Annotated in this window: 11 protein-coding genes; 10 read left to right on the top strand and 1 reads right to left on the bottom strand. The window is 71.7% G+C overall.

The genetic code is table 11. The annotated features are described in order from the left end of the window. Positions 1 to 7: 7 nt before the first annotated feature. A complete protein-coding gene (locus tag QWJ39_RS07605; RefSeq protein ID WP_290257129.1) occupies positions 8 to 1,099 on the bottom strand; it encodes an ABC transporter permease in 1,092 nt (363 codons plus the stop codon). Positions 1,100 to 1,285: 186 nt separating this feature from the next. On the opposite strand from QWJ39_RS07605, the gene QWJ39_RS07610 reads away from it, so the two are divergent. The 10 genes from QWJ39_RS07610 to QWJ39_RS07655 all read left to right on the top strand — a co-directional run bounded on the left by QWJ39_RS07610 (position 1,286) and on the right by QWJ39_RS07655 (position 14,410). Next, the gene (locus QWJ39_RS07610) at positions 1,286 to 2,560 is read left to right on the top strand and encodes a sensor histidine kinase (RefSeq protein WP_290257130.1); all 1,275 of its coding nucleotides are present in this window, start codon (positions 1,286 to 1,288) and stop codon (positions 2,558 to 2,560) included. After that, positions 2,557 to 3,219 carry a response regulator transcription factor gene (locus tag QWJ39_RS07615; protein ID WP_290257131.1) on the top strand — a complete coding sequence of 221 codons (663 nt, stop codon included), beginning with the start codon at positions 2,557 to 2,559 and terminating at the stop codon, positions 3,217 to 3,219. The genes QWJ39_RS07610 and QWJ39_RS07615 overlap by 4 nt, the downstream gene beginning before the upstream one ends. 83 nt (positions 3,220 to 3,302) lie before the next feature. Next, positions 3,303 to 5,330, top strand: coding sequence for a penicillin-binding transpeptidase domain-containing protein (locus QWJ39_RS07620; protein WP_290257132.1), 2,028 nt, complete (start codon positions 3,303 to 3,305; stop codon positions 5,328 to 5,330). 57 nt (positions 5,331 to 5,387) lie between these two features. Then, positions 5,388 to 7,127 (top strand): ATP-binding cassette domain-containing protein, encoded by a 1,740-nt coding sequence (locus QWJ39_RS07625; protein WP_290257133.1) that lies wholly within the window; start codon positions 5,388 to 5,390, stop codon positions 7,125 to 7,127. A gap of 56 nt (positions 7,128 to 7,183) precedes the next feature. Continuing rightward, complete coding sequence (locus QWJ39_RS07630) at positions 7,184 to 7,954, top strand: DeoR/GlpR family DNA-binding transcription regulator (RefSeq protein ID WP_290257134.1); 771 nt, start codon at positions 7,184 to 7,186, stop codon at positions 7,952 to 7,954. Further along, on the top strand, positions 7,951 to 9,141 hold the full coding sequence (locus tag QWJ39_RS07635) for an MFS transporter (RefSeq protein WP_290257135.1): 1,191 nt from the start codon (positions 7,951 to 7,953) through the stop codon (positions 9,139 to 9,141). Before QWJ39_RS07630 ends, QWJ39_RS07635 begins: the two co-directional genes overlap by 4 nt. 36 nt (positions 9,142 to 9,177) lie before the next feature. Next, entirely contained in the window at positions 9,178 to 10,680 is a 1,503-nt protein-coding gene (locus QWJ39_RS07640; RefSeq protein WP_290257137.1) for a bifunctional phosphatase PAP2/diacylglycerol kinase family protein, read from the top strand. Between the two features lie 138 nt (positions 10,681 to 10,818). Then, positions 10,819 to 11,763 carry an ATP-binding cassette domain-containing protein gene (locus tag QWJ39_RS07645; protein WP_290257138.1) on the top strand — a complete coding sequence of 315 codons (945 nt, stop codon included), beginning with the start codon at positions 10,819 to 10,821 and terminating at the stop codon, positions 11,761 to 11,763. Positions 11,764 to 11,766: 3 nt separating this feature from the next. After that, on the top strand, positions 11,767 to 12,669 hold the full coding sequence (locus QWJ39_RS07650) for an ABC transporter permease subunit (protein WP_290257139.1): 903 nt from the start codon (positions 11,767 to 11,769) through the stop codon (positions 12,667 to 12,669). A gap of 310 nt (positions 12,670 to 12,979) precedes the next feature. Further along, positions 12,980 to 14,410, top strand: a complete 1,431-nt coding sequence (locus QWJ39_RS07655) for an amino acid permease (RefSeq protein ID WP_290257140.1) — start codon at positions 12,980 to 12,982, stop codon at positions 14,408 to 14,410. Positions 14,411 to 14,444: the final 34 nt, after the last annotated feature.

Consider the following 14,444-nt stretch of genomic DNA (forward strand, 5'->3'; position numbering starts at 1 on the left):
CGCCGCGTTAGTTGCCGCCGAGGGCCAGCAGCGGGTCCACCCGGGTGACGCCGCGGACCGCGAGGACGGAGGCGGCGAGCCCCAGGAGCACGACGCCGGCGACGGGCAGCAGCGTGGTGGCCGGGCCCGTGAGGAACGGCGCGGCCTTCCCGGCGAGCAGTCCGCCGAAAGCGCCCGCCGCGCCTCCGGCCAGGGCCCCCGCGGCCAGCACGGCGGCGGCCTGGACCATGGCGTCCCGGAGGATGTACGGGGTGGAACCGCCGAGCGCCTTGAGGACGGCGATGTCACGGGTCCGCTGGACGGTCCACACGGTCAGGAAGGCGGCCACCACCAAGGCGCTGATGCCGTAGAGGAAGGACTGCATCAGCAGCAGGGAAGCGTTTTCGCTGCGGTAGGAGCCGAGGGCCTGGAAGGAGCCGCTGCGGGTGGCGCTGACGGTTCCCGCGGCGGCGTCGGCGGCGCCGAGGTCCGTCCCGGCCGAGGTGCCGACGGCCAGGACCGTGGCCACGGCGGCCGGGTCGGTGAGGTGTGAGAGGGTGCGCCAGTCCGCCAGGGAGGTCCAGACCACGGCGGTGTGCGAGTACCACTGGTCCGGAACCACCGCGGCGACGGCCAGGGAGCTGCCGCCCACGCTGACCCGGCGCCCCGGTGCGAGGTCCAGGTCCTTGGCCAGGCCGGCCCCGATCACCACGGTGCCCTCGGCCACCTGCGCGGGGGCCAGCGCGCCGTCGCCGGTCACGCCGAAGACGGCAACATTCGCCGAGCCGGCGGGTTCCCCGCCCGGGGCCACGGCCTGCAAGCGGGTCTGGCTGATGCCCAGCGGCTCCGCGTTGGTGACGCCGTCGTGGTTCTTCCAGTGGGCCAGCTGGGCCGCGGTGACGGAGGACTCCGTGTAGGAGGCGGTGGGTGTGGTCCCGGCGGGGGCGCCGAACACGATGTGGTCCGCCGGGAGGGCGGCGATGGCGGAGGTTGACTGGTTGCCGAGGCCGGCGGTGAGGCCGGAGAGCATCACCAGCAGCAGGGTGATCAGGGCGACGACGCCGCCCATCAGGGCGAAACGGCCCTTGGCGAAGCGGATGTCGCGGAGAGCGAGAAACATGGGTGTCCTTTGCGGGTTGAAAAGCCTTTCTTCCACTCTCGCCGGGGCCGGCGGCAATGCCATCGGGTGCCCGGATGATCCCGGCGGGACGATCGGAGGGGCGCAGGATCATCCAAAAGGATGATTACGGTGTCCCGCGGGCCCTGGGCGGGCTCCCGGGCAGGGTGCCAAAGCTAGGCTGAGGACATGGAAAGCGAGGCGGGGGACACCCGGCAGGCGGCGGGCACGGCGGTGATCCTGCGTGTGCTGCGCGTGAGCCTGCACGTCGGCTTCGCGGTGCTCCTGCTGGTGGCGGTTGCGCGGCTGCTGGGCGGCGGCCTGGGCACCGGCGCGGCCTGGCTGCAGCTGGTCCTGGCCGTCGCCCTCGCCGGGGTCTACCTGGCCGGAACGGTCCTGGAGAAGCGGCACGCGGCGCTGCCCGGGCGTTTCGACCCGAGTCCGCACGCCCGCTGGTGGCTCGCGCTGGTGTGCCTGCTCTGGCTGGCCCTGATCGCCGGCAGCGCCGACTTTGTCTGGCTCGCCTTCCCGCTGTTCTTCCTCCAGCTTCAGGTGCTGCCCCGGGCGGGTGCCCTCGCTGCGATCGCCGTTAGCACCGCCCTGGTCATCGCCGCGCTCTGGTTCCACGGCGGCGGCCCCGCCGGGACGCCGCTGCAGCTGCCGATGGTGCTGGGACCCAGCTTCGGCGCCGCGTTCGCCGTCGTCACCGGCCTCGCCTACCGGGCGCTCTACACCGAGGCGAAGGAGCAGCGCCGCGTGGCGGAGGAACTCCGGCGCACCCGCGCCGAGCTGGCCCGCAGCGAACACGACGCCGGCATCCTCGCCGAACGCGCCCGGCTGGCCCGCGAAATCCATGACACCCTAGCCCAGGGCTTCTCCAGCATCGTGCTGATGGGACGCTCCGCGGAGCAGGCGCTGGCCGCGGGAGATACAGACCTCGCCGCCGCGCGGCTGCACACGGTCCAGGCCACGGCCGCCGGAAACCTAGCCGAGGCCCGCAACTTCGTCCGCGGGCTGCAGCCGCCCGTCCTGGAACGCGAGTCGCTGCCGACCAGCCTGCGCCGGCTCTGCGAGAGTACGGAGGCCGAGGCCGCCGCGCAGGGAACGCCCCTGGCCTGCCGGCTTGAGCTCACCGGTACACCCGTTGAGCTGCCCCGGCCCTACCAGGCCACCCTGCTGCGCGCCGCCCAGGCCAGCCTGGCCAACGTCCGCCGCCACGCCGCCGCCGGCACGGCCGTGGTCACGATCGGATTCCTCGACACGGAGGTCACCATGGACATCTTCGACGACGGGCAGGGCTTCGACCCGCGGGCCACCGCGGGCCGCCCGGACGGCTCCGGCTTCGGCCTGCGCACCCTGCAGGACCGGCTGGCGGCGCTCGGCGGCTCCTTCGCCGTCGAGTCCGCGCCCGGGGAGGGCACCGTGGTGGCGCTGCGCCTGCCGCTGGGCGGTGCGGCCGCATGAACGACATCCGCGTCCTGCTGGTCGATGACCACCCCGTGGTCCGCGCCGGTCTGCGGGCCATGCTGGCCGGCTGCGAGGGCATCACCGTCGCCGCGGAGGCCGCCGACGGCGCCGCCGCGATCGCCGAACTCTCCCGTCTCCACACACTCGGCGAACCGGCCGACGTCGTCCTCATGGACCTGCAGATGGGCGCGGGCATGGACGGCGTTACCGCGACCGGCCGGATCCGCGCCGGCGCGGCCGGGACTCCCCCGCCCCCGGTCCTGATCCTCACCACCTTCGACTCCGACGCCGACATCCTGGCCGCGGTGGAAGCCGGCGCCAGCGGCTACATGCTCAAGGACGCCCCGCCCGAGCAGCTCCGCGACGCCGTCCTGGCCGCCGCCGCTGGCCGCACTGCCCTGGCCCCCGAGGTTGCGGCGCGGCTGCTCGGCCGGATCCGGAACCCGGATCCGGCCCTCTCCGCCCGGGAGCTGGAACTGCTGGAACTGCTGGCCACCGGCCTGGCCAACCGCGCCATCGCCAAGGAACTGTTCATCTCCGAGGCCACCGTGAAGACCCACCTGGCGCATATCTACGCCAAACTCGGCGTCGACAACCGGACGGCGGCCATCGCCGCGGCGACGCAACGCCGGATCATCCGCCCCGGCGGCGGGTGACGCTGCCCGGCGGGTGAACGCCGGGACCCCGGGGGACGCCGCGTGACACGGCGATATCCGGGGCTCAGGGCATAATGGCGCGAATGGGGAAAAAACACATACTGACCTTTGGCCTGACCGGACTGGTGCTCGCCGCCTCGTTGGTGGCCTGCGACGACGGCCGCTCGGGGGCCCAGGACGCCGCCAACAAGCTCGCCTCCGGCCTCTCCGCGCTCGACGTCGGCGCGGTCCCGTTCCAGGGCAAGGACTCCTCCGCCGCCAATGACCGGCTGCACGAGGCCTTCAAGGCCCTCGAACCGGCCAAGCCCACGGTCCACGGCGGTGACCTCACCGTGGACAAGGACACCGCCACCCTCCCGCTGGACATCAGCTGGACCATCGGCGGATCCGAATGGAAGTACACCGTGTCCGCCCAGCTGAAGAAGGCCGGAGACACCTGGCAGACCGTCTGGAAGCCGGACCTGCTGGCCCCGGGGCTGACCGATACCGAGGTGCTGGCCACCTCCACGCAGGCGCCGCAGCGGGCCGACATCCTCGGTGCCGGGGACGTGCCGCTGGTGACCTCCCGCGCGGTGGTCAACGTCGGCATCGACAAGACCACCCTCGGCGGAGCCGACCCGGCGGCTTCCGCCGCGAAGCTCGCGGCCCTGGTGGGCGTGGACCCGGCCGGGTACACCCAGCAGGTCCAGGCCGCCGGCCCGCAGGCCTTCGTCGCCGCCATCACGCTGCGGCAGGACGGCCGGACCGTCACGGACGAGCAGATCGCCGCGATCCCCGGAGCCCGGGCCATCGCCGACGCGCTTCCGCTGGCACCCACGCGGACCTTTGCCCGGGCCGTCCTCGGCTCCGTGGCCGAGGCCAGCGCCGAACAGATCGAAAAGTCCGGCGGCGCGCTCAAGAACGGGGACAGCACCGGCACCGGCGGCCTGCAGCAGCAGTACGACGCCCGGCTGCGCGGCACGGACGGCGTCCAGGTCTTCGCCCAGGTCCCCGGCCTCACTCCGGAACAACGCCAGGCCCAGCCCAACGCCGGCCGCCGGATGCTCTTCCAGGTCGCCATGAAGCCGGGCGCCCCGCTGAAGACCACCCTGGATCCGAAGCTGCAGCAGCTGGCCGAGGACACCCTGGCCAAGGTGGGACCGGCGTCCGCGATCGTGGCGCTCCGGCCCTCCAGCGGCGCCGTGCTTGCCGCCGCCTCCGGACCCGGCAGCAACGGCTACGACACCGCCATGCTGGGACAGTACGCCCCCGGATCCATCTTCAAGATCGTCGATTCCCTGGCGCTGATCCGCGGCGGCATGACCCCGGACAGCAAGGTCGACTGCCCCGCCACCCTGGAGGTGGACGGCCGGACCTTCAAGAACGCGGAGGGCTACCCTGCCTCCTCGCTGGGCTCGGTGGCCCTGCGGGATGCCTTCGCGCACTCCTGCAACACCGCCTTCATCAACGCCCGGGACAAGGTCAGCCAGGCCCAGCTGGAAAGCACCGCGGCGTCCCTGGGCGTGGGCGTCGACGCCCCGAAGCTCGGCGCGGCCGCGTTCCTGGGGTCCGTTCCCGGCCAGGCCGGCGGCACCGAACACGCCGCCTCGATGATCGGCCAGGGCAAGGTGCTGCTGTCCCCGCTTGTGGCGGCCGTGATGGCCGGTTCCGTGGCCAAGGGCGCCCCCGTGTCGCCGGTCCTGGTGACGAACCCTGATGCACCCGCCGGCACGCCGGGAACGACGGCGGGCGCCACCGGCTCCGCGTCTCCCGCCGCGACGGCAGCCGCAAGTGCTTCCGCCAGCGGGTCGCCGGGTGCGACCTCCTCGGCGACCGCCGCCCCGACGGCCTCCGGTACCCCGCTGACCCCGGCCGAGGCGGCGTCCCTGGCCGACATGATGCGCGCCGTCATCACCTCCGGGCACGCCGGCTTCCTCGCCTCCGTTCCCGGCGCCCCGGTGGGGGCCAAGACGGGCACGGCCGAGTTTGGCTCGGACAACCCGCCGAAGACCCACGCCTGGATCGTGGCTACGCACGGCGACCTCGCCGTCGCCGTCTTCGTGGAGGACGGCGGGCTGGGTGCTACCACCTCCGGGCCGCTGCTCAAGGAGTTCCTGACCGGCGCCGGCTAGGCCGGCACCCCGGAGCCCCGCGGCCGTGACCGCGGGGCTCCGTGCGAGGATGGAAGCGTGGCCCATATTGACGTTTCCGGCATCGACTACTTCCTCTCCGATGGCACCCAGCTGCTCAACGGCGTGACCTTCAAGGTCCCCGACGGCACCAAGACGGCGCTGATTGGACCCAACGGAACCGGCAAGACCACGCTCTTCCGCATCATCGCCGGTGACCTCACGCCGGACGAGGGCGTGATCGGCCGCTCCGGCAACATGGGCATCATGCGGCAATTCGTCGGCCAGGTCCGCGACGACTCCACGGTCCGGGACCTGCTGGTCTCCGCCGCGCCGCCCGCGCTGGCCGCGGCCGCGCGCGCCGTCGACGAGGCCGAACTGGCCATGATCGAACATGACGACGAGCCGACCCAGATGAAGTACGCCCAGGCGATCGTGGACTGGGGCGACGCCGGCGGATACGACGTCGAAACCGTCTGGGACGAGGTCTGCATGGCCGCGCTGGGCCTGCCCTTCGACCGCGCCCAGCACCGGCCCGCCTCAAGCCTCTCCGGCGGCGAACAGAAGCGCCTGGTCCTCGAGGCCCTCTTCGCCGGCCCGGACGAACTGCTGCTGCTGGACGAACCGGACAACTACCTGGACGTCCCCGGCAAGCGCTGGCTCGAGGCGAAGCTCAACGAGTCGAAGAAGACCGTGTTCTTCATCAGCCACGACCGCGAGCTGCTGAACAACGCCGCCGGCCGCATCGTCACCCTGGAACCGGGCATCAACGGCGCCGGCGCCTGGGTCCACGGCGGCGGCTTCGGCTCCTACGTAGAGGCCCGCGCGGACCGCAACGCCCGCTTCGAGGAGCTCCGCAAGCGCTGGGACGAGGAGCACGTGAAGCTCAAGGAACTCGTCAACATGTACAAGAACAAGGCCGCGTTCCGCTCCGACATGGCCAACCGGTACCACGCCGCGCAGACCCGGCTGGCGAAGTTCCTCGAGGCCGGCCCGCCCGAGGCCCTGCCGATCGAGCAGAACGTGCAGATGCGGCTCAAGGGCGGCCGGACCGCCAAGCGCGCCGTCGTGGCCGAAAAGCTGGAGCTCACCGGGCTGATGAAGCCGTTCTCCACCGAGATCTGGTTCGGTGACCGGGTGGGCGTGCTCGGCTCCAACGGCTCCGGCAAGAGCCACTTCCTGCGTCTGCTGGCGACCGGCGGCACCGACCCGGAACGCGAACACCTGCCCGTCTCCGCGCTGCCTGCGGCTCCCACCCCTCGCAAGCTCGGGGAGGGGCCCTCGCCGCAGCCGCTTGTCGAGATCGCCGAGGTCCCGCACGAGGGCACGGTGAAGCTCGGCGCCCGGATCCGGCCCGGCTTCTTCGCCCAGACCCATGTCCGCCCGGACCTCCTGGGTAAGACCCTGCTGGAGATCCTGCACCGCGGCGACGAACACCGCTCCGGCCTGGCCCGCGAGGCCGCCGCCGGCGCGCTTGACGGCTACGGCCTGGCGGGCCAGTCCGAGCAGAAGTACGAGTCCCTCTCCGGCGGCCAGCAGGCCCGGTTCCAGATTCTGCTGCTGCAGCTCTCCGGCGCCACCCTGTTGTTGCTCGATGAACCCACCGACAACCTGGACCTGCACTCGGCCGAGGCGTTGGAACGCGCCATCGGCCACTTCGAGGGCACCGTCCTGGCCGTCACCCACGACCGCTGGTTCGCGCGGACCTTCGACCGTTTCCTGGTCTTCGGCTCCGACGGCAAGGTCTACGAATCCGCGGAGCCGGTCTGGGACGAAAAGCGCGTGGACCGGGTTCGATGAATGTGCACATGAGCGTTGCGCGTGATCATTTGATCATTTAACGCTACTGTTTGCTCATGAACACTGAGCAGCGGCACCGCCGCATCGGCGAACTGCTGCGCGGCCGCGACCGCGTGAGCGTGGAGGAACTGGTCGCCGAGTGCGGCGCCTCCGGCGCCACCATCCGGCGCGACCTGGACGTCCTGGCCCTCAACGGCGTGCTCCGCCGGGTCCACGGCGGGGCGCAGAGCCTCGTCGCGGGCGGCGAGCACCCCGAGTACGGCCAGCGCGAACTCGAGGACCAGGACGCCAAGGCCCGCATCGCCGCCGGCGTCGCCGGACTCCTCCGGGACCGGACCCACGTCTGGCTGGACAGCGGCACCACCGCCACCGAGGTGGCCCGGCAGCTGCAACACCGTGAACTGACCGTCATGCCCATGTCCCTGCCCGCCGTCAACGCCCTCGCCGGCGGCGCCACGGCCGGCCGGCGGGCGGCGCTGCTGCTGCCCGGCGGCAGCCTGAGCCCAGGGGAACTCTCCTTCCGCGGCCCGCTGACCGAGTCCACCGTCCGGGCCCTCCGGTTCGACACCGCCGTCGTCACCCCCTGCGCGGTAAGCCTGCGCGACGGCCTGCTGGCCCACGACCTGGAGGACGCCGCCGTCAAACGCGCCGGACTTGAGTCGGCCGGTCGCGTGATCGCCGCCTGCTCGGCGGCCAAATGGGACGCCGGCGCCGTAGCGCTGGTGGCCGCCCTGGACGCCGTGGACGTCCTGGTGACCGACAAAGACCTGACCCCGGCGGACCGCGCCGAACTCGCCCGTCACTGTGTGGAAGTGGTAACCGTATGAGCAAGCTTCAGACCCGCCAACCCCTCAGGGCGGCGGCCACGGCCACCTTCCTGGTCTTCGGCATCAACGGGCTGGTCTTCGCCAGCTGGGCCGCCCGGATCCCCGCGGTCACCGACATCCTGGGCATCACCTCGGGCCAGATGGGAACGCTGCTGCTCTGCGTGGCCGTCGGGTCGCTGATCGCCCTGCCGACCGCCGGCTGGGTGGTCAACCGGCTGGGCACGGCCAACACCATCCGGGCCGCCGGGCTGCTCGCGGCCGTCGCCGGTGCCGGCATCGCCATCTCCCTGAACGCCGTCTCGATCCCCGGGACCGCCGTCTCGCTGTTCTTCTTCGGGATCGGGATCGGGCTCTGGGACGTCTCGCAGAACATCGAGGGCGCCGACGTCGAACACCAACTGGGCCGCACCATCATGCCGCAGTTCCACGCCGCGTTCAGCGGCGGGGCGTTCGTGGGTGCACTGATCGGCGCCGGGCTCTCCCAGCTGGGCATCGGCCTGCCCATCCACCTGCTGGTCATCGCCGCCGTCGTCGTCGTCGCGGCGCTGACGGCGCCCCGCTACTTCCTCCCGCACGCGGCGGAAGCGGACGGATCGCACGACGCCGACGCCGGGGCACCGCGCGCCGGCTCGGCCTGGCGGGAGGGCCGCACGGTGCTGATCGGCGTCGTCGTCCTCGGTGCCACCCTGACCGAGGGCGCCGGCAACGACTGGATCGCCAAGGCGGCCGTCGACGGCCTGGGCGCCCCGCAATCGACGGGGGCGCTGCTGTTTGCCGTCTTCGTCCTCGCCATGACCGCCATGCGCCTGTTCGGCGGCCGGCTGATCGACGGCTACGGCCGGGTGCCGGTGCTGCGCGCCAGCATGGGCGCCGCGGCCGCGGGACTTGCCCTGTTCGTCTTCGCCGGCAACCTCTGGGTGGCGGCCGGGGGCGCGGCACTCTGGGGCGTGGGGGCCGCCCTGGCCTTCCCGATGGGGATGTCCGCCGCGGCGGACGACCCGCGCCGCGCCGCCGTCCGGGTCTCCGTGGTGTCCACGCTGGGCTACGTCGCGTTCCTCGCCGGGCCTCCGCTGCTCGGCTACCTGGGCGACCTGACCGGCATCAGGCTGGCCCTGCTGGCCATCGGGGCGCCCATCCTGCTGGCGCTGCTGCTGGCGGGCGCCGCGAAGCCGCTACGCGCCGCGTAGGGCACGCCGCCGCCGGGCCGGCAGTAAGGTGGGCAGATGCGAAGCATGCTGGCCAAAACCCCGCGCCACTTTGAGAAGCTGGACCGCCGGCTGGTGCGGAAGGTCTCGCGGCTCCCCCACGGCAGCCACGACGACTTCTTCCGGAACCTCTCCGCCGCCGCCAACCACGGAAAGCTCTGGATCGGGATCGCCGCCGGACTGGCCCTGGTTCCCGGCAAGACCCGCCGGGCCGCCCTGCACGGACTGCTGGCCCAGGGCGTGGCGTCCGCGGTGACGAACGTGGTCTTCAAGTCGCTGCTGCCCCGCCAGCGGCCCCTGCCCGAACACCTGCCGACCTTCCGGTTCGTGAATCCGCAGCCCACCAGCTCCTCCATGCCGTCGGGGCATTCGGCCTCCGCCGTGGCCTTCGCCGTGGGGGTGGGCCTGGTCCGGCCGGCCCTGGGCGCCGCCCTGGCCCCGGTCGCCGCGGGGGTGGCCTATTCGCGGGTGCACACCGGGGCGCACTGGCCCTCGGACGTCTTCTTCGGCTCCGCGATCGGCGCCGGGGCGGCCCTCGTGACCCGGCGCTGGTGGCCGGTCCGGCCGCCGTTTCCCGCCGTCCGACGCACCCCCGTGGAGGCCAACCGGCTGCCCGACGGAGAGGGGCTCGGCATCGCCGTGAACACCCTCGGAGGCTCCTACGCCGACCAGACCGCCGCCGCCCTCCAGGAAGTATTCCCCAAGGCGTATATCAAGGAAATCCAGGCCGGCGAGGACGTCGACTCCGAAATCCAGGCGGTGGCCCGGCGGGAGGGGATCAAGGCCCTCGGCGTCTGGGGCGGGGACGGCACGGTCGGCACCGCCGCGGGCGCCGCCGTCGAACACTCCCTCCCGCTGCTGGTCCTGCCCGGCGGCACCCTGAACCACTTCGCCCGCGACGCCGGCACCCCCACCCTCCAGGCCGCCGTCGACGCCGCGACCCGGGGCGAGGCCGCCCGCGCCGACATCGGCCACGTCGCGGTGGAACGCGGCCTCCCGGACGACCCGGTCCGGCAGCACCTGACCATGCTCAACACCGCCAGCATCGGGCTCTATCCCAACCTGGTCCGGCGCCGCGAACAGCTCCAGCCCGCCCTCGGCAAGCCGCTGGCCGGCGTCGTGGCGATGTTCCGGACCTTCGCCGCCGGAACGCCCAGCACCCTGGTGGTGGACGGGGTGCGGCACAAGCTCTGGATCCTGTACGTGGGCCGCGGCCGCTACTACCCGCGCGACCACGCCCCGCTGGTCCGCCCGGTGCTCGACGACGGCGTCCTGGACCTCCGGATGATCACCGCGGACGAGTCCTTTGCCCGGCTCCGCCTGCTCTGGGCGGTGCTGACCGGGACGGTCGCGACCTCCGGCATCACGCACCTGCGCGAGGCCACCCGGATCCGGGTGGAACCCGCCGGACCCACCATGGTGCTGGCCGTCGACGGGGAGGTCATGCCCGGGGTCCGGGCCGTGGAGTTCTCGGTCCAGGCCGGCGGCCTGGTCTATTACACGCCGCGGGACCAGGACTGACGGGGGTCCCGGCACCCGTGCCGGGACCCTGAGTCGACCCTGAAACATCCCTTAAACCGTTGCCAAACCGGTCCGGTTGGCGGAAGGCATGGGTAGCGTGGGGACCACACAGCCACCGCTACGCAAAGGACCGCTTCCATGATCGAGGCCAGAGGCCTGACGAAGGTCTACGGCGACAAAACCGCCGTCGCCGGAGTTGATTTCACCGTCCAGCCGGGACGGGTCACCGGCTTCCTGGGCCCCAACGGGGCCGGGAAGTCGACCACCATGAGGATGATCATGGGACTGGACCGACCGACGTCGGGCACCGTGACCGTCGACGGCGTCCCGTACGCCCGGCACGCCGCGCCGCTGCGCGACGTCGGCGCCCTGCTCGACGCCAAGGCCGTCCACACCAGCCGGTCCGCCTACAACCACCTGCTCGCCATGGCCGCCACCCACGGCATCCCGAAGCAGCGGGTCCTGGACGTCATCGAGATGACCGGCCTCGGCGAGGTGGCGCGCAAGAAGGTGGGCGGCTTCTCCCTCGGCATGGGCCAGCGGCTCGGCATCGCCGCCGCCCTGCTGGGCGACCCGCGCACCGTCATCCTGGACGAGCCGGTCAACGGCCTCGACCCCGAGGGCGTGGTCTGGGTCCGCAACCTGGTCAAATACCTGGCCTCCGAGGGCCGCACGGTGTTCCTCTCCAGCCACCTGATGAGCGAAATGGCCGTCACCGCGGACCACCTGATCGTCATCGGCCGCGGCCGGATCATTGCCGACGCGCCGATCCAGGACATCATCACGGGCAAGGACCGGGGCAGGGTGCGGGTCCGCACCGACCAGGCCGCCGAACTGACGCGCCTGCTCACCGCCGACGGGGCCACCGTGGACGGCCAGGAGAACGAACTGCTCGAAGTCACCGGCCTGGAGCCGCGCCGGATCGCCCGGACCGCGCTGGAGCACGGCGTCATGATCTACGAACTCACCCCGCTCCGCGCCAGCCTCGAGGAGGCCTACATGGAGCTGACCAAGGACGAGGTCGAATACCACTCGCTGATCACCACGGGCGATACCGCCCCCGCCCAGGCCGGAGGCAACTGAACCATGAGCTCCACCACCATCGACCCAACGCCCTCCCGCCGCGAACCGGGCGGCCCGGCCCACGCCGCCGGCGGCAGCGGACGCCCCGCCGGCCTCAGCACCGGGCCCGGCCCCAGCTTCCCGCGGGTCCTCAATGCCGAATTCATCAAGTTCCGCTCCCTGCTCTCGACCGTGATCCTGCTGGTCGCCACCGCCGCGGTCATCGTGGGCATCGGCGCCCTCGCGTCCTGGGGCATCGGCCAGGCCCTCCAGTCCTCCGGCGCCGATCCCCAGCGCTCCGCCGCACTGGCCGCCCAGGGTGACATCGCGGCGTCGGCCCCGGGTGCCGGGATCTCCTTCGCCCAGTTGATCCTCGGTTCCCTGGCGGTCTTAATCATCAGCTCGGAGTTCACCACCGGCATGGCGCGCTCCACGTTCACGGCCGTACCGCGCCGCATCCCGGCCTTCGTGGCCAAGCTGATCGTCGTGGCGGTCTCCGCGTTTGTTGTCACCGCGGTGTCGCTGTACATCTCCGGCCTTGTGGCGGTGCCGATCTTCGAGCAGTACGGCCACACCCTGGATGTCTCCAGTGACCACAACTGGCGCACCCTGCTGATCAACAGCGCCTACGTGGCAGCCGTCGCCGCCATCGGCCTGGCGCTGGGGGCCCTGCTGCGCAACTCGGCCGGTGGCATCATGGCCCTGGTGGGATTGTTCTTCGTGCTGCCGATCGCCCTGCAGATCATCCAGGGTGACGTGGTCAAGGAACTGCGCAAGTACACCCCGGACAGCACCCTGACCCCGATGACCGCGTCCCAGCACTTCCCGGACACCCTCGAGGCGTGGCAGGCCGCGCTGGTGCTCGGCGCCTGGGTGGTCATCCCGCTGGTCCTGGCCGGCTTCCTGCTGAAGAAGCGCGACGTCTAAACCTGAGCTACCCGCCGGTGCCCCCGCGAGGGGTACCCGCGGGTAGCTCCGACGCGGGGCCCGGCAGAGCCTGAAGCAGTGGTTTCAGGCACATTTCAAAATTGCCTGAGAGGCAACAGGCTTTGACCTCCGGGCCCCCGGGCTGGAACCGCGCCTGAAATCACGCACCGTAATCTGTGGGATTGCACAGGACACCGCCTTCCGCCGCCGGTCTACTGTGAAACGACCTTGTGGTCCGCAGCACACGCCCCCCGGCCCCTGAGCCCGGCGTGCGGCCCGGACCTAGACCACCCACAAAGGACGGCGCTTCATGCAGGCTGACCAGCAACTCTCCAAGTCCCTCAAACCCCGGCACCTCTCGATGATCGCCATCGCCGGCGTCATCGGCGCCGGGCTCTTCGTCGGCTCCGGCGCCGCCATCCAGCAGGCCGGCCCGGGCATCCTGGTCGCCTACCTGGCCGCCGGCCTCGTCGTCATCCTCGTCATGCGGATGCTTGGCGAAATGGCCGCGGCAAACCCGGAAACCGGTTCCTTCTCCACCTACGCTGACAAGGCCCTGGGCCGCTGGGCCGGGTTCAGCATCGGCTGGCTCTACGCATGGTTCTGGATCATCGTCCTCGGCATCGAGGCCACGGCCGGCGCCGCGATCATGCACCGCTGGGTGCCCGGCATCGACCAGTGGGTCTGGGCCCTGGCCCTGATGATCCTGCTGACCCTGACCAACCTCGGCTCGGTGAAGTCCTACGGTGAGTTCGAATTCTGGTTCGCCTCCATCAAGGTCGCCGCGATCGTCCTCTTCCTGCTCTTCGGCGTCGCCGCCATCCTCGGCCTGATCCCCGGCGTCCCCGCCCCGGGCCTGGACAACCTGGTCAACAAGGGCGGCTTCATGCCCAACGGACCGGGCGCCGTCCTGGCCGGCATCCTGGTGGTCGTCTTCTCCTTCTTCGGCGCCGAAATCGCGACGATCGCCGCCGGCGAATCCGAGAACCCCGTCGACGCCGTCAAGAAGGCCGTGAAGTCCACGGTGTGGCGCATCCTGGTCTTCTACATCGGCTCCATCGCCATCGTCGTGACCCTGCTGCCCTGGAACAGCGCCTCCGTGGCCAAGAGCCCGTACGTCGCAGTGATCGAACTCTTCGGCATCCCCGGCGCCGGCACCATCATGGACATCGTGGTGCTCACCTCGGTCCTGTCCTGCCTCAACTCCGGCCTCTACACCGCCAGCCGGATGCTCTTCTCCCTCTCCCGCCGCGGTGACGCCCCCAAGTCCTGGATGCGGATCTCCAAGCGCGGCGTCCCGGCCGGCGCCGTGCTGGCCTCCACCGTGGTCGGCTTCATCACCGTGGGCCTGAACTACATCGCCCCGGACACCGTGTTCCTCTTCCTGGTCAACACCTCCGGCGCGATCGCCCTGTTCGTCTGGCTCGTCATCGCCGTCTCGCAGCTGATCCTGCGCCGCCGGATGGGCGCCGCCGCCAGCGAACTGCAGCTGAAGATGTGGCTCTTCCCCTACCTGACCTGGGCCGCGATCATCAGCATCGTGGCGCTGCTGATCGGCATGGTGATCCTGGACAGCACCCGCGAATCGCTGCTGCTCTCGCTGGCCCTCGCCGCCGTCGTCGTCGGTATTGGGCTCTTCCGCTACCGCGGCCGGGGCCACGCCCCCGCGGGTGACGCCACCGCCCGGAACGCCGCCGAGGTCACCGACGCCGAGCCCGCCGTCACCGGCCCGGCCAAGTAGATCCCGCCGTTCCTCCCCCGCCGCCACGTCTCCG

The sequence above is a fragment of the Arthrobacter sp. YD4 genome (assembly GCF_030410515.1).
In the GTDB taxonomy this organism is placed as follows: Bacteria; Actinomycetota; Actinomycetes; order Actinomycetales; family Micrococcaceae; genus Arthrobacter.